This window comes from uncultured Holdemanella sp., assembly GCF_934754935.1.
Taxonomy (GTDB): Bacteria; Bacillota_I; Bacilli_A; order Erysipelotrichales; family Erysipelotrichaceae; genus Holdemanella.
The window spans coordinates 57,729-77,228 of record NZ_CAKVJB010000005.1; the positions used below are offsets into that span (position 1 = coordinate 57,729).

At 33.3% G+C, this 19,500-nt stretch carries 20 protein-coding genes; 12 read left to right on the forward strand and 8 right to left on the reverse strand.

What is annotated here, in order from left to right:
* The first annotated feature begins 89 nt into the window (after window positions 1–89).
* Window positions 90–260, forward strand: a complete 171-nt coding sequence (locus Q0E86_RS02365) for a hypothetical protein (protein ID WP_003865747.1) — start codon at window positions 90–92, stop codon at window positions 258–260.
* 135 nt (window positions 261–395) lie between these two features.
* Window positions 396–1,052 (forward strand): Crp/Fnr family transcriptional regulator, encoded by a 657-nt coding sequence (locus Q0E86_RS02370; protein WP_295754332.1) that lies wholly within the window; start codon window positions 396–398, stop codon window positions 1,050–1,052.
* Between the two features lie 20 nt (window positions 1,053–1,072).
* On the opposite strand, the gene Q0E86_RS02375 is transcribed toward Q0E86_RS02370, so the two are convergent.
* The 5 genes from Q0E86_RS02375 to Q0E86_RS02395 all read right to left on the reverse strand — a co-directional run bounded on the left by Q0E86_RS02375 (window position 1,073) and on the right by Q0E86_RS02395 (window position 7,154).
* Window positions 1,073–2,410 (reverse strand): MATE family efflux transporter, encoded by a 1,338-nt coding sequence (locus tag Q0E86_RS02375; RefSeq protein WP_295754333.1) that lies wholly within the window; start codon window positions 2,408–2,410, stop codon window positions 1,073–1,075.
* The gene (locus Q0E86_RS02380) at window positions 2,407–3,741 is read right to left on the reverse strand and encodes an MATE family efflux transporter (protein ID WP_295754334.1); all 1,335 of its coding nucleotides are present in this window, start codon (window positions 3,739–3,741) and stop codon (window positions 2,407–2,409) included. The genes Q0E86_RS02375 and Q0E86_RS02380 overlap by 4 nt, the downstream gene beginning before the upstream one ends.
* A gap of 77 nt (window positions 3,742–3,818) precedes the next feature.
* Complete coding sequence (gene deoC, locus Q0E86_RS02385; RefSeq protein WP_295754335.1) at window positions 3,819–4,475, reverse strand: deoxyribose-phosphate aldolase; 657 nt, start codon at window positions 4,473–4,475, stop codon at window positions 3,819–3,821.
* Between the two features lie 9 nt (window positions 4,476–4,484).
* Window positions 4,485–6,509, reverse strand: a complete 2,025-nt coding sequence (locus tag Q0E86_RS02390) for a BglG family transcription antiterminator (protein ID WP_295754337.1) — start codon at window positions 6,507–6,509, stop codon at window positions 4,485–4,487.
* Between the two features lie 12 nt (window positions 6,510–6,521).
* On the reverse strand, window positions 6,522–7,154 hold the full coding sequence (locus Q0E86_RS02395) for a hypothetical protein (protein WP_295754338.1): 633 nt from the start codon (window positions 7,152–7,154) through the stop codon (window positions 6,522–6,524).
* A 278-nt stretch (window positions 7,155–7,432) separates the two neighbouring features.
* On the opposite strand from Q0E86_RS02395, the gene Q0E86_RS02400 reads away from it, so the two are divergent.
* The 5 genes from Q0E86_RS02400 to Q0E86_RS02420 all read left to right on the forward strand — a co-directional run bounded on the left by Q0E86_RS02400 (window position 7,433) and on the right by Q0E86_RS02420 (window position 11,481).
* Window positions 7,433–7,879 (forward strand): PTS sugar transporter subunit IIA, encoded by a 447-nt coding sequence (locus Q0E86_RS02400; protein WP_295754339.1) that lies wholly within the window; start codon window positions 7,433–7,435, stop codon window positions 7,877–7,879.
* Window positions 7,880–7,906: 27 nt separating this feature from the next.
* Window positions 7,907–9,328 (forward strand): PTS ascorbate transporter subunit IIC, encoded by a 1,422-nt coding sequence (locus tag Q0E86_RS02405; RefSeq protein WP_295754340.1) that lies wholly within the window; start codon window positions 7,907–7,909, stop codon window positions 9,326–9,328.
* A gap of 14 nt (window positions 9,329–9,342) precedes the next feature.
* Window positions 9,343–9,621, forward strand: a complete 279-nt coding sequence (locus Q0E86_RS02410; protein WP_270433717.1) for a PTS sugar transporter subunit IIB — start codon at window positions 9,343–9,345, stop codon at window positions 9,619–9,621.
* Between the two features lie 62 nt (window positions 9,622–9,683).
* The gene (locus Q0E86_RS02415; protein WP_295754341.1) at window positions 9,684–10,532 is read left to right on the forward strand and encodes a transketolase; all 849 of its coding nucleotides are present in this window, start codon (window positions 9,684–9,686) and stop codon (window positions 10,530–10,532) included.
* Entirely contained in the window at window positions 10,525–11,481 is a 957-nt protein-coding gene (locus Q0E86_RS02420; RefSeq protein WP_117995644.1) for a transketolase family protein, read from the forward strand. Before Q0E86_RS02415 ends, Q0E86_RS02420 begins: the two co-directional genes overlap by 8 nt.
* Before the next feature lie 87 nt (window positions 11,482–11,568).
* Here the strand turns inward: Q0E86_RS02420 and Q0E86_RS02425 are convergent, their stop codons facing one another.
* The 3 genes from Q0E86_RS02425 to Q0E86_RS02435 all read right to left on the reverse strand — a co-directional run bounded on the left by Q0E86_RS02425 (window position 11,569) and on the right by Q0E86_RS02435 (window position 14,276).
* The gene (locus Q0E86_RS02425) at window positions 11,569–11,724 is read right to left on the reverse strand and encodes a hypothetical protein (RefSeq protein ID WP_295754343.1); all 156 of its coding nucleotides are present in this window, start codon (window positions 11,722–11,724) and stop codon (window positions 11,569–11,571) included.
* Window positions 11,725–11,746: 22 nt separating this feature from the next.
* On the reverse strand, window positions 11,747–12,610 hold the full coding sequence (locus tag Q0E86_RS02430) for an Rpn family recombination-promoting nuclease/putative transposase (RefSeq protein ID WP_295754344.1): 864 nt from the start codon (window positions 12,608–12,610) through the stop codon (window positions 11,747–11,749).
* A 271-nt stretch (window positions 12,611–12,881) separates the two neighbouring features.
* Window positions 12,882–14,276 (reverse strand): glucosaminidase domain-containing protein, encoded by a 1,395-nt coding sequence (locus Q0E86_RS02435; RefSeq protein ID WP_295754345.1) that lies wholly within the window; start codon window positions 14,274–14,276, stop codon window positions 12,882–12,884.
* A 165-nt stretch (window positions 14,277–14,441) separates the two neighbouring features.
* Between Q0E86_RS02435 and prfA the strand changes: the two genes are divergently transcribed.
* The 5 genes from prfA (at window position 14,442) to Q0E86_RS02460 (ending at window position 19,381) form a co-directional block, all read left to right on the forward strand.
* Window positions 14,442–15,518, forward strand: a complete 1,077-nt coding sequence (prfA, locus tag Q0E86_RS02440; RefSeq protein WP_270431883.1) for a peptide chain release factor 1 — start codon at window positions 14,442–14,444, stop codon at window positions 15,516–15,518.
* Window positions 15,518–16,366: a peptide chain release factor N(5)-glutamine methyltransferase gene (prmC, locus tag Q0E86_RS02445; RefSeq protein ID WP_295754346.1), complete on the forward strand. Its 849-nt coding sequence runs from the start codon at window positions 15,518–15,520 to the stop codon at window positions 16,364–16,366. The genes prfA and prmC overlap by 1 nt, the downstream gene beginning before the upstream one ends.
* A 96-nt stretch (window positions 16,367–16,462) precedes the next feature.
* Window positions 16,463–17,032, forward strand: coding sequence for a ferritin family protein (locus Q0E86_RS02450; RefSeq protein ID WP_195232639.1), 570 nt, complete (start codon window positions 16,463–16,465; stop codon window positions 17,030–17,032).
* 95 nt (window positions 17,033–17,127) lie between these two features.
* The gene (locus Q0E86_RS02455; protein ID WP_295754347.1) at window positions 17,128–17,994 is read left to right on the forward strand and encodes a methionyl aminopeptidase; all 867 of its coding nucleotides are present in this window, start codon (window positions 17,128–17,130) and stop codon (window positions 17,992–17,994) included.
* A 49-nt stretch (window positions 17,995–18,043) separates the two neighbouring features.
* Entirely contained in the window at window positions 18,044–19,381 is a 1,338-nt protein-coding gene (locus Q0E86_RS02460; RefSeq protein WP_295754348.1) for an MATE family efflux transporter, read from the forward strand.
* The last annotated feature ends 119 nt before the right edge of the window (window positions 19,382–19,500 follow it).

Here is a 19,500-nt window from a genome sequence, read left to right on the forward strand (position 1 = left end):
TCTTCCATCTTGGTTTCTTTTTTTCTATAAGTGCGTTATAACGTTGGTGTAGAAAAGCTTTAACCCAACGAAAAAAGGAGGAATTGGATATGAAAAAGTTAGGTTATTTAGCAGGAGCATCATTATTGTTTGTTCCAATGCCTCTGTATGCAGCAGGAATTGGTTCTAGCAATCAAATTTTTACTCACACCGGATGGTTCTCAGTTATTTGCATGGCAACAATTGGTGTTGGAGTAGCAATTTGTTCAAAACATAAATAATAATAATGAAGAAGGAATACAGTAATTGTATCCCTTTTTCTTTTGCGTTAAAGAATTTACAATAATAACATATGTTACCTACTTGTTTTGTGGATTGTGTTATACTGAGTTAACTAGTAGAGAAAGGGATTTTTTATGGGCAGTAATTATTTAATAAAATTTCTTGAAGAAAAAGATGTGCCTACAGTTACAAAGAAAAGACATACATATTTAACATATTATGGATTAGAACAACAAGATACATATGTTTTAAAAGAAGGAGTTATTAAGACAAGTATAATTTTGCGTGATGGGCGCGAATTTAATATATCTTATATTAAAGGACCGGATATTATCTCGCTTTTAAAAGATGAAGTAAGTCAATATACATCGGCACCATTTAATGTTCGTATAGAAAGTGAAACAGCGACATTTTATCGTATTCCAAGAGTGTTATTTTGGGAATATGTAAACCAAGATCCAAAATTACAGGACTATGTAAATTCATATTATCGTAATAAATTAGCAGAAGCTATTTTTAGACAGCAACTTATGACAATGAATGGCAAAAATGGGGCGGTTTGTGCATTTATTTATCAATTAATTCCATTATTTGGAAGGGAAGTAAATAATGGTATTTTGATTGATTTCCAAGTCACAAATGATGATATTGCAGGATTCTGTGGTATTTCTACAAGAAATAGTGTAAACCGTATTTTAAGAGGTTTACGTGAAGAAAATATCATCACAATGGTGAATCAAAAGATCGTTGTTTTAGACAAAGATTATTTAAAACAGTTTATTCAGGCATAATACAAAACAAGGCGCAGAAGTTAATTCTGCGCTTTAAATGGTTTTATGATCTTTTGGTATGAATATAATAATTGACTGGCCATTAAGCACCAGATAATGGGTTCGCATAAACAAACACCTAAGTATTTAAATATCGGAACTAAAAATATTGTAAACACGATTTTTCCAAGGAACTCAATTACACTCGAAATCAATGGTGTGATTTTATATCCAAAACCTTGAATCGCATTTCTTAAATTAAGTAAGATACTTAAAACTATAAAGAATGGGATGTTGATTTTTAAATACATAGCTCCATTTTTAAGTACGATAGGATTGTTTGATCCGGAAAGAAAATGAACTAAGTTTTCTGCAGAAAAGAAGATAAGAATACTTAAGAAAATTGGATAAATGATGCCACACATATTCGCAAGATGAACACCTTTTATAATACGACCATAGTTTTGTGCACCTTTATTTTGAGATACGAAGGTTGCCATAGAAGCGGCAAGAGTAGAAAGTGGAAGACAAAATAAAGACATCAACTTTCGTGCAGCTGTATGAGCAGCTATAATTTGTGTTCCAAGACTATTGATTCCTGTTTGAAGAATAATTGTACCGATAGATACAATGGAAAACATAAATCCCATTGAAAATCCTTGTCCCAATAAATCATTAACCATATTCGACTCAATATGAAAGTGTTCTTTTTTTGGAATCAATATTTTAGCACTTCTCCAAATTAGAAAGAAACATATAATGGTAGATATGCCTTGTGCAATAACAGTCGCAACAGCAGCTCCAAAGACACCCATATCAAGTATTGTGATACAAAGTATATCGAGTGCAATATTGATGATAGAAGAACAAAAAAGCACAATCAAAGGACGTAGACTATCTCCTATAGCTCGTAACATACCGGCTCCTAAATTATAGAACATGGTAATAATCAAGAAAGCTGAAATGCAACGAATGTAGTTTAAAGAGTCGTGATAAATACTTTGTGGAGTTTTTAAAATGGTTAATAGGTAGGGCATTGAAAAATATGAAATGATTGTGATTGCGATTGAAATAATGAGCCCTAAGACTAAAGAAGCAGCAACACTTTTCTTTAATTCATCTTCGCTTTTTGACCCAAAATAACGAGCTGTAACAATACTAAAACCAGTTCCACAACCATTAGAAAACTGTACAATCAATTCAAAGATTGCGGCAGTGGCTCCCATGGCAGCCAGTGCATTATCGCCTAAAAAATGTCCAACTAATACAGTGTCAATTGTATTATAAAGTTGTTGAAATAGATTGGAAAAGAAAAGTGGAATCACAAAGAAAAGTAGTCCTTTTGCGATGCTTCCATGAGTTAAAGAATGATTTTTCATGAAACAAGCCTCCTTTTTGAATATAGAATAAACCATGTTACTAAAACAATACCTTTTATGATGCTAGAAACAGAAATAGCCCACCATACACCGTTAACACCTAAGAAATGCGAGAATACAAGGGCCATAGGAATTCTTGCGGAAGTAAAGACAATGGAAACAATACTTGGAGGTAATGTTTTACCTAATCCATTAAAAGCTCCTTGTGTTGCGATTTCTATGCACATGAAGAGTTGTGAGAATCCAAGTATAACTAGATAGTCAATTCCATATGGAAGGATATTAGGTTCGTGGATAAAACAAGAAAATATAGGACCCGGAAGGAAAATTAATATACATGAAGTAAGTAATCCCCATAAACCAACGACAAGCATCCCTGTTTTGTATCCTTTGCGAACACGATTATAGTTTTTTGCTCCATAATTTTGCGATGTGAACGCATTGATTGATGCACTAAATCCATCGGCAGCCATCCATGAAATAGATTCAATTTGAGAACCTACTTTTTGAACGGCAACACTTATAGCACCAAAGCTAGAAATCAATCGTGCAATATACATAGAAATGCATGTGAATAACATGCTCTGAATAGAAGGTGGAAAGCCTATCTTTAATATTTCAGATATGTGATTTTTATCGGGTTTGGATAATAAGTTTATTTCTTGGAATAAATCTAAGTTTTTAGCGTCATACAAAAAAAATAAAGTAACAATGATTTGGGCGATAATGGTTGCCAGAGCAGCTCCAATGACTCTAAGATTAAATATAAAAATTAAAACAGGATCTAATATAAGATTTAAAACTAAACCAGTTGTGGTTGCGATAAAAGTACTTTTTGAATGACCCGCAGCCGTTAGAATACCTGTGAAGATTTGATTCACAAACGAGAAAATAATAAATCCACATGTAATCCATAGATAATTTTGTGCGTCTTGAATAATTGTTGGATCTGTTAAATTAAAGAGTCGGATTAAATTCTTTTGAAAAACAATAATAAGGATTCCATAAATCATCGCAAAAAAGATTGAGCTTTGAAATGCAGCTTCAATATAATTTTTGGTTTCCTTTTTATTATTAGCTCCTAGACTTTGTCCAACTAAAGCTTGAGAACCAATTTTAGGCATATTTACGAGTCCATTTGCCAAATACATAAAATTGCCAGATACCCCAACACTGGCAACGGCACCAGACCCTAAAAATCCAATCCACAACATATCTACTAGGTTATATGCCATTTGAATAAAATAAGTGGCCATAATTGGAATTGCCAATAGGCTTAACGATTTAAATATAGGACCATGTAATAGGTCAACACTCTGATTTTTTTTCATACAGTGATTATTGTAGCAATTTTTTAAATATAAAACAAAAAAGAAATCTAAGATATGCTTAAATTTCTTTTAAATAATTATTGATTATATTCTTCTACGATTTGTACTGTTGCACTTGCACCAATTCGAGTAGCACCAGCCTCAATCATTTCTTTTACTTCAGTATATGAATGGATGCCACCAGCCGCTTTTACTTCAACATCATTTCCAACTGTATCTTTCATCAATTTCACATCTTCTTTTGTGGCTCCACCTGTGCCAAAACCAGTGCTTGTTTTAATGAAATCTGGTTTAACTTCTTTAGCGATTTCAGCGCATTTTTTGATTTCTTCTTTCGTTAGATAGCAATTTTCAAAAATCACTTTAATTCCTTTGTTTTGTTCGTGACAAATATTTGTTAGAGTTTCCATCTCCTCTTTTACTTTGTCAAATTTGCCCATTTTCACATCGCCAACATTTAAGACATAGTCAATTTCATCTGCACCATCTTTTAATGCCTCTTTCGTTTCGTAAGCTTTTGTGTTTAATCCGCATTGTCCTAGTGGAAAACCCACAACACTACAAACCATTACGTTTGTATCTTTTAGTAATTCCTTACAATAAGCAACCCATTCTTCGTTAACACAAACGCTTGCGGTATTTAATTCTCTTGCTTGTTGACAAAGTGTATCAATGTCTTTTTTTGTGGCAAATGCCTTTAAAAATGTGTGATCGAAATATTTATTGAATTCCATGATAACCTCCTATTTTTCGATATGTTTATCTATATATGAATATATTTCGGCTGGTGAATTTAAGCTTGCGATTTGATCAATACTTTTTTTCTTAGAGAAAATATTAAGCATATCATTTAATACATGAATATGTTTCGTTTTATCTTCTGCACAAAGTACAAGAATAATTCTGGCGTTTTGACCATTTAAAAAAGGCACAGGTTCCTTGAATGTACACATTGATACATCTAATCGATTTACGCCATTTTCAATCGCAGAGTGTGCTAACACAAGATCATCAGCTAAAAACATATATAAGCCTTTATTTTTTTGATCATTTATGATGGCATTCACATAATCATGTGAAATAGAACCATCATCTAATAATGGTTGTGCTGAGATGTGAATAGCTTCTTCCCAGCTGACTTGTGAATTTACACATTGAATATGGGACCCTTTCAAAAAGTCTAATAAACCTCGATCATAAGTTTTGTGAGGTACTTTTTGTACTTGTATACTTGAATAATAATCTTGTAGATTTTTATGGAAGTCATTTAATTGATCGGGATTAATATAATTTGATGCGATTTTCAAAATGTCATCAATTTGCATTTTTGCCTGTGGCTCTGTAGCCATACAATTTCTAAGTATTGCCACACGATCTTGATCTGTAAGTATTGGATGAACCATGATTAATCTTTGTTCATTGGCTAACATTACTGTTGAAATTACAACATCATAATCATGATTTGGCCTATAACTACTGAGTGGTATGTTTTTGATTTCGGTTGCTTGTGGTACTAAAGTAGAAACTTCTTGGCGTAGCATATTTCCTGTTCCAATGCCATTTGGGCAGATAATCATGATTCTAAATGCATGTTTATTCGCTTTTTGTGTAGGCATAAAAGCCCCAAAATGTAATGTTAGATAAGCAACTTCAGCGTCAGAAATTAAAGAATCTAAGTCACTTTCTAAGATTTTACAAGCACGTTTTGTAAGTTCAAATAATTCTTCATACTCAGTTTTTATGTTATTTAACATAGGATTTCCAAGCTGTATACCATATTTAAAACGATATAGAGAAGTTTTTAAATGAGCATTGATCGCATTGATCAATTCTTCTTCGCGATCATAGAATACATAAGAGATTCTTTCAAATTCATGAACAAGGGCTTTGGCAATTTCATATGTTTTATCTTCTTCCTTCATTACATTTACAGGAATGGTTTGAAGTCTAGATCCTAGCAAGTGTAATGCAATATAAATTTTTTCATGATCTTTTAAATTTGGAAAATATTTATTGATTAGATGATATTCATTTGTTTCTATGATTTCTTCTTCATCCATATCTGAAAATGAGATTTCATCATTTCTATTTTGGATTGTAGATAAAAAGACGGCTAGAGCAGGTAAAATGCCACTTACATATTCAGCGTGTAATTCAGATTCAATCTTTTTAAGAGTATTCAATATATCATAGACTTTTTGAGCATCAAAAGTTTCAATTACATGATTTTCATAAAAATGCCAAAGACTAGGAAACAACATAAAGAAAACAGCTCTCTTTTTAATGATATCTCCATTAATGCGGTATCCATCTTTTATGTTGTAAGTAAGTTGAAGTGCATAATTCTCTAAGAAAGTATCAACAGATTTTAAATCATTGATGATTGTGTTTCGGCTTACTTGGCAAATATCCATAAAATCTTCAATGTATAAAGGATGATTTCGCACGATTATAGTACATATTTCAATGCGTTGTCTTTCTTCTGGTGTAAAGACCAATATGCTTTCACTTTTTGTTTGATTTAATGTTTTTTGTATGGCCTGGACTTGTTCTTTATGAAGAATGATTCCTTTTCCTCGTTCTTGAATAATAGGATCGATACCATTATCAATCAACCATTCGTTAATTTTTGAAATATCGTAATAAACACTTCTTTTAGAAACTTCTAAGTCATCCGCAAGATCTTGAATTTTTAAATATCCAGTTGTGTACATTACAATATTTAAAATTTCGGTACAACGTTTATCTAATGTATATGAAATTGACATAGCACTCTCTCCTTAAACCATGCTTTCTTTAACTTTTTTATGATAAGGTGTTCCTTTTAAGTTCTTTTTTGCTTTATTTAAATAGTAATTAGCTTGTTTTGCATCTGATAAATATTGATATTGCAAGCCAAGAAGATATTGTAGAATACCTTGCTGTTGATCATCTGGATGTTTTGATAAAAGTTCATTTACAAGGGGAATGTCTTCACTTTTTTTCTCAATCAAAATGCGATACAACATACGATCATACGCAATTTCATCCTCATTACCTTTTCGTTCAATGATTTCTAATAGTTTTTTAGATAATTCGACGTTTTGAGCATCCAAAAAGTAAAAGTATGTCATACTAGCTACTTGATAGGCTTGTGAATTATTTATATTTTGCGAAAGCAGAAATTCGACTTGTTTTGTGATTTCATTTGTATCTTGTTTCGAAATATATGTACGTAAAATATTATAGTTTTTTTCGTATTCAGAAAATAAGAATGTATATAGTGGAGTATTCATTTGTTGAATAGCCTTGTCATATTGTTCAGCATATATTTTTTTTAGAATAGATTGCCATAAGAAGCTTCGGATAAAAAATGGAATGGCGATAGCACATAGGATAAGCGAAATTAATATAATTGCAGCTAATAGACTCATAGATCAAAGAAACCCCTTTCATAACCATCTTTAAAATAACAATTGTTAAAGATTTTATCAAATCCAAATTATTTCACGATAAGCAGCCTAGTTTGTGCAAGAAAAAGTATTTTATTCATATTTTGCACAAAAAATATACGCGTATATAATGATAATAGTGTAAAACGCTTACAGACAAGCGCAAAATGTACATTTTGCACAATGTTTGTGCAAAACATTGTTCTTGTTTTTGCAAATCATTTCACAGATAATGCAAGTGTGAAGAGGAGAGATACGAGATGATTAAAGATTTGCTAAAAGAAAAAAATTGTTTTATTAAAGAAAGTGTAAAAGATTGGAAAGATGCAATTTGTGTTGCTTGTGCACCAATGATTGAACAAGGGTATTGTACAAAAGAATATGAAGATGCTGTTTTCGAAAACACAGAAAAATTTGGGCCCTATTATGTGTTATGTGAAAACTTGGCTTTGATCCATGCAAGCAATCAGTCTGGTGTTAATGAAACACAGATGGCGGTTACGGTTTTAAAAGAACCTGTAAAATTCAAGCCTGACGGATACGATGTGCGAATTTTAGTTACACTTGTCGCAAAAGATAATCATTCTCACATGGAAGGCATTCAAGCTGTTTCTAATATCTTCGCAGATGAATTAAAAGTAAATTCGTTACTAAACGCTTCAGATCCACAAGAGATATATAATATCTTTGTCGCAAATGTGGGATAAGCTAAGGTAACATAGAAGGAGAAAGATATGTTAAATTTTATCGTTAATATCTTGTCTACACCTGCTATTTTAGTTGGTTTATTATCTTTAGTTGGTTTAGCTTTACAGAAAAAACCAATCGAAGAAATCGTAAAAGGTACGGTTAAGACAATTGTTGGTTTCTTAGTATTAAGTGCTGGTGCTTCATTCTTACAAACTGGATCATTAAATGCATTCGGTGACATCTTCAACTATGCATTCAATATGCAAGGTGTTGTTCCAAACAATGAAGCTATCGTTTCATTAGCATTGAAAGATTTCGCTACTGATACAGCTTATATCATGTGTTTAGGAATGATCGCAAATATTGTTTTGGCTCGTTTCTCAAGATGGCACTACATCTTCTTGACTGGTCACCACACATTATATATGGCATGTATGTTAGCTGTTATCTTAAATGTCGGTGGTTTAACAGGAGCTCAATTATGGCTTGCTGGCGGATTAGTATTAGGATTCATCATGGTTGTAAGTCCTGCTTATTGCCAGCCTACAATGCGTAAAATTGTTCAAACAGATGAATTAGGATTTGGTCACTTTGGTGGTGCTGGTTACTGGTTCTCTGCTCAATGTGCTAAACTATTCAAAGGAAAGAGTAAATCAACTGAAGAAGTTAACTTCCCTCAACGTTTAACTTTCTTACGTGACACTACAGTTGCTATTGGTTTAACAATGGTAGTATTCTTCTTAATCGTAACTGGTGTTGCTGTTGGACGTGGAATCTTAGAAGCAGATCCTGAAACAATTTTAGCTACTTATTCAAACTTAGGTGGATTATTAAATGTTGGTGCAGAAACACAAACACACTGGGCTGTTTGGGCTATTACTTCTGGTTTAAGCTTTGCTGGTGGTGTATATATTATCTTAAGTGGTGTACGTTTGATTGTTGGAGAAATCGTTCCTGCATTCCGTGGTATTGCTGAAAAATTGGTTCCAGGAGCTATTCCTGCAATCGACTGTCCAGTTGTATTCCCTTATGCTCCAAATGCTGTATTAATTGGTTTCTTAGTATCATTCTTAGGTGGTATTATCGGATTATTCGTATTAGCATTTATTGACAAATCATTGGTTCCATGTGCATTGATTTTACCTGGTGTAATTCCTCACTTCTTCTGTGGTGCTACTGCAGGTGTATTCGGTAATGCTGAAGGTGGATTAAAAGGTTGTGTATTTGGAAGCTTTATGCACGGTTTATTAATTACATTCTTACCAGCAATCTGTATGCCAGTTATGGGTTCGTTGAACTTTGCTAACTGTACATTCTCAGATGCTGACTTCTCATGGTTAGGTATTGTATTAGGTAACATTGCTCAACATGTACAAGGAACAGGATTGTTAGTAATCTGCGTTGTAATCTTCTTATTACCAATTGTTTATAATTTTGTAGCTCCTAAAAAAGCTGAAGAAAAATAGAAAGGAGAATAGAAATGGCTATTCGTAGTATTATGTGCTGCTGTGGTTCAGGACTTGGAAGTAGTATGATGGTTAGTATGAATGTTGAAAAGGCATTGAAAAACCTTGGTATTACAGGAGTTTCTGTTGATCATACTTCATTGAGTGAAGTAAATCCAAACTCTGCAGACTTATTTGTAGTAGGTCGTGATTTAGCTCCACAAGTAGCATCATATCCAAGCAAAATTATTCTTGATCGTATCATGGATATGAATGAATTGACTGAAAAACTAAAAGATGTTTTCGGCAAGTAAAATTAGATAAAAAGAAGGGTTTTACATCTCCTTCTTTTTGTTTAGCCATTTGGAGGGAAATTATGGAAAAAAGTGTAGAAATTTTAGCAAAAAAAGTACGCTATGATATTTTGGATATGTTACAACATAGGGGTTATGGACACTTAGGTGGATCCTTATCTTTAGTTGAATTGTTTGCGGTATTGTATGGAAAACAAATGAAATATGATTCAAAAAATCCAAAATGGGAAGAAAGAGATCGTGTTGTATTGTCTAAAGGACATGCTGGACCAGTTTGGTATTCAACCTTAAGTGAATGTGGTTTCTTTGAAAAAGAAAAACTAATGACATTAAATGATGGTGGAACAATGCTTCCAAGTCATCCTGATCGAACAAAAACTCCTGGAGTTGATATGACAACTGGATCACTAGGTCAAGGAACAAGTACAGCAGCTGGAATTGCTACTGCATTAAAGATGAAACATAGTGATAATTATGTGTATTTAATCGTTGGAGATGGTGAATTGAATGAAGGCCAATGTTGGGAAGCGTTCCAATATTTGGCAAACTATAAAATGAACAATTGTATCGTAATCATTGATGATAATAAGCGTCAATTAGATGGATATACAAAAGATGTTATGAACCCATTTAGTATTGAAGATAAAATGAAGGCTTTTGGCTTTAACACACAAACTGTTAAGGGAAATGATTTAGATGCGATTGATGAAGCTATCACAAACGCAAAATCTGTAACAGATTCAGCCGTATGTATTGTACTAGATACCATTAAAGGTCAAGGTGTTAAGTTCTTTGAAGATCTTCTGGATAATCACTCAGTAAAATTTAATACAGAAGTAGTAAATCGTGCTACAGATGAGGCTAAGGCTTCTTTAAAAAGAGAAATTGAAGAGGAGGAGCAACATGTATAAATTAGTAGAAAATCGTAGTGAAAAAGGTAAAGAATTACGTGTTGCAGTTGTTGAAAGCATTCAAGAACTTATTAAAGAAAATGATAAAGTGGTTGCTATGGAAGCCGATTTGGGTGGAGCTAGTAAGTTCACAAATATCAAAAAATCAAATCCGGAAAATTTCATTCAATGTGGTATTTCTGAAGCAAATATGATTGGCGTTGGATGTGGATTATCGAGTGAAGGATTTATTCCTTATGTACATACATTTGGACCATTTGCTACACGTCGAGTTTATGATCAGATTTATTTATCAGGTGCATATGCACATAATACAATCAATATTTATGGATCAGACCCAGGATTTACTGTAGGACCTAATGGAGGTACACATACAACTTGGGAAGATGTGGCTTTGATGCGTGAAATTCCAGGTTCAATCATTGTGGATCCTTGTGATGAAACACAAACAAGATGGGTTGTAAAAGAACTTTCTAAACATGAAGGTGTACATTATATTCGTGCAAACCGTAAAGATGTTAGAAATGTGTATACACCAGATTCAACTTTTGAATTAGGCAAAGGAAATGTTTTAAGAGAAGGTAAAGATATTCTAATTATTGTATCTGGCCAGTTGGTAAGCGATGCATTAGATTGTGCTGAAAAATTAGTTGAAGAAGGATATTCAGTAGAAGTAATCGATATGTATTGTATTAAACCTTTAGACATTGACTTAGTGTTATCTGAATCAAAAGGTAAAAAGGCTGTTGTTACGTTTGAAAATCATTCGATTTATGGTGGACTTGGAAGTGCTGTTGCAGAAGTTTTGATGGAAAATGGAGTAAATGTTCCATTTAAACGTCATGGTGTAGATGAACGTTTTGGACAAGTAGGAACGCCAGATTTCCTTCAAAAAGAATTCCAACTAACTGCAGATGATTTATATAGAACAATTAAATCAATGATTTAATTGAATGATAAAATAATGTAAAAAAGGAAATTCACATTTTAATATGAATTTCCTTTTTCAATTCCATTATCACCGACCACATTTCAATCAAATACACTTTTTTGGTTCTCTTAATGTATTTAAACCTAAACCAACAATCTCAGAGATTTCTTCAAGCGTTTGATTATTTCTTACAAGCATTTTAATCGCTATTTTGATTTGTGTATTTTTTACACCACGTTTAACACTTTGTAAAGAATGCATACAATATGTGCATTCTTTACAATCAAGCTTTCATCAATAGCTTTTTAATTGATTCTTCACTCACTGAGAAGATTGATGCGATATCTTTTACACTGAAACCTTTGTCTAGCATAGTTTGATATACTTCAAATTGATTTAGTTCAATTCCTTGCTTGATACCCATCTGGATTCCTTTGTTTGTTGATTCTTCAAACATTTCATCTAATGCTCTACACACTTTTACATCACCCTTTTCACTTTTCTGGTAGATATTCAATAGCTCTTTGTTCTTTGTCACTACATACGCAAAATATAGTGCATCACGATTAAACTCTCGATCTAGATCTTCTTTTAATATCTGCTTTGTATAGATCATTCGCAATAGATCGAATAAGTCCTGTGTTGCCTTTTCACCTGTATTATACTTGTGATTTGTGTTTAGCTCAATCAGATTCAGTTTAAACTCATTGAACATATTTTCAAATCCAGGATGAATGATTTCTAGCTCACTCAATCTTTTGGCAGCATTCCACTTGGATTCACCCACATATAAGACGACTGTTAAAATCATGGGAAGTCTTGTATGCATAGGTCCATGCTTCTTAAAGTTTTGACGAATATAACGCATACGAGCAACACTTTCATATTCCATAACTCTTGCGACCATGGACGGATCTACATAGCTTTGGCTTTCAATCACGAACAAATCCAAATATGTACCATCCTCATACCGCTTGATGATATCCACATGCTTACTCGAAACATTCATGACAAGTTCACTGTTTTCATCCTTAAGATATTCAGGCTTTAACACTTGCTTCCCATCAAATAAAAGTGCATTAAAGATCGAGACAAAGTTTTTTGGTTGTCCTAAAAATTTCTTAGACTCAATATCAATCGAATTCAAGATAACTCCTCCTTTCTTCTCTCTAATACGAAAAAAAAGAAGGAAATTTTAGAAAAGATGCACATTTTGATAATTTCACATAATTCAATCTGATTTCACAACATTTACCAAAGTTATAAGAAAATTATGACAACATAGAATGATATTCTATAAGTGCCTTAAAGATAAGGCAATGAATATAGAAAATAAACCAATATTCATATCTCTCTCCTAAAAATAATAATAAACAAAAAGAAGCCATTCTAGATGCCAACACTAGAATGGTTTTCTTTTATTTGAAATCCGATTTCTTGATATATACATAACTATTTTTATACTTAGAATTTACATTCAAATCATTATTTTTGACAGGAGCTTCACTCGAGATTTTATAGTATCCAATCTCATCCTTTAATATATGAACCGATACGATATCTCCCTTTTTATACGTGTAAAGAACATCTTTTTTATTTGGTGCATACACCTTTAAATCCTTGGATAATTGTATTGTCTTAATAGGATTCTTTTCTTGGTCAATACCATCTTCATCTAAGTGATAGTAAAAACTTGCAGCTTTTTCACCCCAATATGGATCAGATGCATAGTTGACATTTATACCACTTGCCTTATCACCAAACCACGAACCATGATATCTTGAATCATTTGGATTTAAGTATCCTTGTTGTAAAAAATTATAGGCATGTTGTTTTACACATTCGGCTAATGAACTATATTGATTCGCATTATCTGGATTTTCATCAATTGCCGCATGCCCAAATAAATTATGATATTCAAGCGCATACTGACTAAGTCCAAGACCACTCTCGTTTAGCGCTAGGGCATACATCATAGTCGCGTTGATTGAATATTTGTTTTGAACTTTAAAGAATATATCTGCCTGATTATATAGAGCAGATTCATCACTAACACCATATTGATCTAGATATGCATTATATACAGAATTATTTAAATAGGAAGTAGTTCTATGAGGAATATATTGATAATAATTATAGTAAGGATCTTTATTAACTTTATTATCATTAACTAGGTTTTCATAGTTCGTATAAAAATAGTGACCATCATATGAATAATAGATTGTATCTTCCTTCATGAATTTAGGAGCAGGACCAATCGCAATAGAATTCACATTTCCTTGAAAAAGATCTGTAGAAATTGTATGAATAAGGGAATGGTTATAAACATAATATGTGGATAAAATATAGGAGTCGTTATATAAGTATAATTCAACATTATTAATATCAGTCCAAGCTTGAACCCCGCTGATTTTAAAGTGAACCTTCTTTCCATTAAAGCTTGTTCCTAGATATTGAGCATCTGCACCATAATTTCCGTTCACATACCCTGTTTCTTTAGTATCTGTAGTGTATTCTGTGTTTTGGGTTACATCCTTCGTCTTTAAATTCACGATTCCTGATTTAAGTCGTAATACTTTACCATCTTCATTTTTTATACATGTATATTTAGAGTCTGTTGCATCCATTTTTAAGGATGCAAAAATATAATGTTTATAAGAAGCTTGCACTTCACTTGTGCTTAAATCTTCGACATAGTATTGTCCGTCTTCTGTCATTTTTAAAATGGTAAATGGGATAACGACAAATACTAGAATCAATAGAATAATAATAAGCTTAAATGATGTCTTTTTAACTTTTCTTTTTCTTTTCATATCTCATATTATACTCTTATCTTTAAAAATTGCGTAATAGGACAATTTTCATCGACAATAAGTGTTCTTTATATTAAAATAGATGGGGTATATCGCTAAAATAAAGCGTTTTTTAAGTGGTAAAACACTCAAGATATAAAAATTATAGAGAAAGGATGTATATTTATGGCAAAAATGGATGAGCGTTTAGAAAAAATGGTTGAACGTTATCGTGAAATCAATGATTTAATGATGCAAAGTGATGTTGTATCAGATCGTAAGACAATGGCAAAATTGGGTCGTGAACAAAATGAATTGACACCTATTGTTGAAACATACGAAGAATATAAAAAGGCAGTTGAGGAATTAGAAGAGGCTAAAGTCCTTTCTAAAGAAGAGGATAAAGAAATTCGTGAAATGGCACAAATGGAATTGGAAGAATTAGAACCAAAAATCCAAAATTATTTAGACCGTTTAGAATTGCTTCTAGTACCAAAAGATCCTAACGATTCGCACAATGCGATCTTAGAAATTCGTGGAGCAGCTGGTGGAGATGAAGGAAATATCTTTGCCGGAGACTTATTTAGAATGTATTCAAAATATGCAGAAGCTAAAGGATGGAGAACAGAAGTCATCGAAATGGAAGATAGTGAAGCTGGAGGATTCTCATTAGTTTCATTTAAAGTCAATGGAGAAGGGGCATACGGAATCTTGAAATTTGAATCTGGATCTCACCGTGTACAACGTGTGCCAAAGACAGAATCACAAGGTCGTATCCACACTTCTACAGCTACTGTATTGTGTATGCCAGAAGTAGAAGCTGAAGACTTTGATATTGATATGAACGATTTGGAAATTGAAACAATGCGTTCAAGTGGAGCGGGAGGACAGCACATCAATAAAACCGATTCAGCGGTTCGTATCGTCCACAAGCCTACTGGTATTGTAGTTAAGTGTCAGGATGGTCGTAGTCAGCATGAAAACCGTGCAACTGCCTTAATGACAATTCGTGCTCGTGTATATGAAGAAAGACAGCGTGAATTGGATCAAAAGAACGAAAAAGAACGTCGTACAAAGATTGGTACTGGAGATCGTGCAGAAAAGATCCGTACATACAACTATCCTCAAAACCGTGTAACAGATCACCGTATTGGATATACAGTCAATCAGTTAGATCGTATTATGGATGGTCGTTTAGATGATTTGATGGCTGCTTTACAGTTGGCTGATCAACAGGCTAAAATTGCTGGAGAAAAAGAATAATGAGTACATATCATTCATTGATCAATGAAGGTAAGGAACGTCTTTACAAAGCTGGTCAAGGCGAACAGGCAGCTCAACTTTTCATGGTGGAATTATGTCGTCAAAAAGATATCAATCTATATATTTCTATGGATGAAGAAGCAAATGAACAAATTCAAACAGATTATCTAGAAGGAATTCATTTAATGGAAAATGGTGAACCATTAGGATATGTATTAGGATACGAATGTTTTTATGGATATGATTTTATCGTGAATGAAGACGTTTTGATTCCTAGACCCGAAACAGAAGAACTTGTAGGACTTGTATTATCTAAGTTTGATGATCACTTTGCCGATAAAGATCATGTCAATGTATTTGATGTGGCAACAGGATCCGGTGCAATTGGTATTACTTTAAATCTTGAAGAGCCTAAGATGGATGTGATTGCTTCAGATATTTCAAAGGAAGCTTTAGTGGTTGCACAAAAGAACAATGAAAAACTGGGGGCAAATGTAAACTTCATTTGTGGATGTATGTTAGATCCATTTGTAGATCGCAATTTACATTGTGATATTTTAGTTTGTAACCCACCATATATTCCGAGTGAAGAAAAGATGGAACAGAGTGTTGTGGATTATGAACCACATGTAGCTTTATTTGGTGGTAATGATGGCTTGAAATTCTATCGTGATGTATTTGAAAAAGCACATCTTGTATTGAATGAAAAAGCGTTCCTTGCCTTTGAAATGGGTTGGGATCAAGGTGAAGCTTTATCAAATTTAGCTCGTGAATACTTCGCTTCAGCAACGATTACTGTACATAAAGATATGTCAGGAAAAGATCGTATGTTGACGATTGAATTATAATTAAAATTTCTTGAGCAATACTTTTGAAATATTAAAATGAATATGCGATAGTATATACATAAGAGGAAATAGTATATTTCAAGAGGAGGATAATTTATGAAATATAGATGCTTAATTTGTGGACACATTTATGATGAGGAAAAGGAAGGCGTAAAATTCGCTGATCTTCCTGCTGATTGGAAATGTCCAACTTGTAAACAACCAAAAGAAAAATTTGTTCCAGTAGAAGACGAAATGACTTGGGCTGCTGAACACGTAGTAGGAGTCGCAAAAGATGTTGATGAAGACATTAAAAACGATTTACGTGCTAACTTCGAAGGTGAATGCTCAGAAGTAGGTATGTACTTGGCAATGGCAAGAGTTGCTCATAGAGAAGGATATCCAGAAGTTGGATTGTATTATGAAAAAGCGGCTTGGGAAGAAGCAGAACATGCTGCAAAATTTGCTGAATTATTAGGTGAAGTTGTTACAGATTCAACTAAGAAAAACCTTGAAATGCGTGTAGAAGCTGAAAATGGGGCTACTGCAGGTAAAGTAGATTTAGCAACTCGTGCTAAAAAAGCAAACTTAGATGCTATTCATGATACAGTACACGAAATGGCTCGTGATGAAGCTCGTCATGGTAAGGCATTTGCTGGATTATTAAAACGTTATTTTGGTGAATAATGTATTTAGAAGCTTCTGAATCAATCGGAAGCTTTTTTTTCTGTTTTCGTGTATAATAAGTTGTGTCTAACGAATATATAGAAAGAAGGATCAAGATGATTGGTAAGAATAGTCCATGTTGGTGTGGTTCTGGTAAAAAATATAAACATTGTCATGAAGAATGGGACAATACAATTAATGTACTAAAACTTCAAGGTAAAATTGTTCCGAGTCATAATTTAATAAAGTCTGAAGAAGATATTAAATGGATCAAAAAAGCGGCTAAAATCAATAATGCCATACTTGATTTAGTTGGAGAAAAAATTTGTGCGGGTATGACGACAGAAGATATTGATAAATTAGTATATGATTATACAACAAGTCATGGTGGAATTCCTGCATGTCTAGGCTACGAAGGATTCCCTAAAAGTGTTTGTACATCTATTAATAATGAAATTTGTCATGGTATTCCAAGTGAAAAAGTCGTATTAAAAGATGGCGATATTATAAATGTAGACTGTACTACTATTGTACATAAACACTTTGCGGATGCATCTAGAATGTTCTGTATTGGTAATGTAAGTGATGAGGCAAAACGCTTAGTTGATGTAACTAAAGAATGTCTAGAAATTGGTAAAGAAGCTGTACGCCCTTGGGGATACATTGGAGATATTGGTGCTGCTATTCAAGAACATGCACATAAAAATGGTTATAGTGTTGTTGTTGATTTCTGTGGACACGGTGTAGGAAATGCCTTCCATGAAGATCCATATGTACATCATGTAGGAATCCGTAATACAGGTATGGTTATTGCACCAGGTATGGTCTTCACAATTGAGCCGATGATCAATCAAGGAACTCGTGATTTATACATTGATAAAGATAATGGATGGACATCTTATACGAAAGATGGAAAGTTATCAGCGCAATGGGAAAATACAATTCTAGTTACAGAAAAAGGAATTGAAGTATTAGCTTGGTAAGAAGTCAATAATATGACTTCTTTTTTGATGGGGAGTTTAAAAAGGGAATATGCAAAAGAGTATGATTGAGGGGAATACTTTAAAACTCATTTTGAATTTTAGTATTCCATTATTATTAGGAAATTTATTTCAACAATTTTACAATGTTGTGGATGCGGCTATTGTTGGACAAACATTAGGTTCGAAAGCACTGGCTGCTGTAGGCGCAAGTAGTAGTGTACAGTTTTTGATTCTAGGTTTTTGTATGGGAATATGCCAAGGCTTCGCAATTATGGTTTCGCAAAGTTATGGTGCAAAAAGACTAGATGAAATGCAGACTTATATTTATGCAGGAGCTGTATGGACAGCCATTGCAGCTTTTGTGATATCTATATTAGTGGTTGTTTATTGTGCAGACATTCTTCATATATTACAAGTCAATGATGAAATCTTTAATGAAGCCTATGCCTATTTAGTTGTCATATTTGCGGGAATACCATTCACATTACTTTATAATTATTTATCAGCTATTTTAAGAGCTATTGGAGATTCAAAAACACCATTTTTCTTTTTAGCTTTTTCAGCTGTTCTAAATATTGGTTTAGATTTTTTCTGTATTCTTGTTTTGAAATGGGGTTGTGCAGGAGCGGCCATCGCAACTATTTTTGCCCAAGCAGTAAGTGGTATTTTGTGCTTATTATTGATTGCGTTTAAAGTCAATGTTTTACATGTTCCTAAATCAAGTCGTTATGTTGATAAGAAACATTCGGTTAAATTACTAGCCATGGGAGTTCCTATGGGATTACAGTTTTCAATTACAGCCATCGGTTCAATGGTCATGCAGTCGGCTAATAATGCATTAGGAACCATTTATGTATCGGGCTTCACGGCAGGTATGCGTATTAAATCATTGATGATGTGTCCATTTGATGCATTAGGCGCAGCTGTTTCTACATTCCTTTCCCAAAACTATGGAGCTTGCAAGTTAGAACGAATCCATGAAGGATACCGTAAAGGTGTAATGGTGAGCATTATATATGGTGTATTCGCATGTGTCGTAATGGTTTTCTTTGGAAGAATTTTAAGTATGATGTTTGTGAGCGCAAATGAATCACAAGTGTTAAATGCGAGTGCTTTGTATTTAAGAAGAATGGGCTATTTCTATCCTGTATTAGGCATTTTAATCACGACAAGAATGTCCGTTCAAGGCCTTGGCTATTCTGCTCGAGCCATGCTTGCAGGCTTTGTAGAAATGATTGCACGTTGCATCGTAGCCTTATGCTTTGTTCCTATTTTCAAATATAATGCGATCACATGGGCGGATCAAACGGCGTGGATTGCAGCTACACTTGTATTGATTCCATTGTGGATCAGTGCAATACGTGCGGTTCAAAAGAAAATGCGTTGAATTAGAAGTCTAACGACTTCTTTTTTTGACTTTTAATGTCTTTCCTTAACTTTGTAAAAAATGTATAACTACAATTGAATTTTTGAATAAATTGTTGAAATTTCCTGTATTTATGGGAG

Coding starts and splice junctions, on each gene's coding strand:
- Q0E86_RS02370 (WP_295754332.1), top strand. CDS start 396: ATGGGCAGTAATTATTTAATAAAATTTCTTGAAGAAAAAGATGTGCCT.
- Q0E86_RS02455 (WP_295754347.1), top strand. CDS start 17,128: ATGATTGGTAAGAATAGTCCATGTTGGTGTGGTTCTGGTAAAAAATAT.
- Q0E86_RS02390 (WP_295754337.1), bottom strand. CDS start 6,509: ATGTCAATTTCATATACATTAGATAAACGTTGTACCGAAATTTTAAAT.
- Q0E86_RS02365 (WP_003865747.1), top strand. CDS start 90: ATGAAAAAGTTAGGTTATTTAGCAGGAGCATCATTATTGTTTGTTCCA.
- Q0E86_RS02400 (WP_295754339.1), top strand. CDS start 7,433: ATGATTAAAGATTTGCTAAAAGAAAAAAATTGTTTTATTAAAGAAAGT.
- Q0E86_RS02435 (WP_295754345.1), bottom strand. CDS start 14,276: ATGAAAAGAAAAAGAAAAGTTAAAAAGACATCATTTAAGCTTATTATT.
- Q0E86_RS02450 (WP_195232639.1), top strand. CDS start 16,463: ATGAAATATAGATGCTTAATTTGTGGACACATTTATGATGAGGAAAAG.
- prfA (WP_270431883.1), top strand. CDS start 14,442: ATGGCAAAAATGGATGAGCGTTTAGAAAAAATGGTTGAACGTTATCGT.
- Q0E86_RS02380 (WP_295754334.1), bottom strand. CDS start 3,741: ATGAAAAAAAATCAGAGTGTTGACCTATTACATGGTCCTATATTTAAA.
- Q0E86_RS02420 (WP_117995644.1), top strand. CDS start 10,525: ATGTATAAATTAGTAGAAAATCGTAGTGAAAAAGGTAAAGAATTACGT.
- Q0E86_RS02425 (WP_295754343.1), bottom strand. CDS start 11,724: ATGCATTCTTTACAAAGTGTTAAACGTGGTGTAAAAAATACACAAATC.
- Q0E86_RS02460 (WP_295754348.1), top strand. CDS start 18,044: ATGCAAAAGAGTATGATTGAGGGGAATACTTTAAAACTCATTTTGAAT.
- Q0E86_RS02395 (WP_295754338.1), bottom strand. CDS start 7,154: ATGAGTCTATTAGCTGCAATTATATTAATTTCGCTTATCCTATGTGCT.
- Q0E86_RS02415 (WP_295754341.1), top strand. CDS start 9,684: ATGGAAAAAAGTGTAGAAATTTTAGCAAAAAAAGTACGCTATGATATT.
- Q0E86_RS02405 (WP_295754340.1), top strand. CDS start 7,907: ATGTTAAATTTTATCGTTAATATCTTGTCTACACCTGCTATTTTAGTT.
- Q0E86_RS02375 (WP_295754333.1), bottom strand. CDS start 2,410: ATGAAAAATCATTCTTTAACTCATGGAAGCATCGCAAAAGGACTACTT.
- deoC (WP_295754335.1), bottom strand. CDS start 4,475: ATGGAATTCAATAAATATTTCGATCACACATTTTTAAAGGCATTTGCC.
- Q0E86_RS02410 (WP_270433717.1), top strand. CDS start 9,343: ATGGCTATTCGTAGTATTATGTGCTGCTGTGGTTCAGGACTTGGAAGT.
- prmC (WP_295754346.1), top strand. CDS start 15,518: ATGAGTACATATCATTCATTGATCAATGAAGGTAAGGAACGTCTTTAC.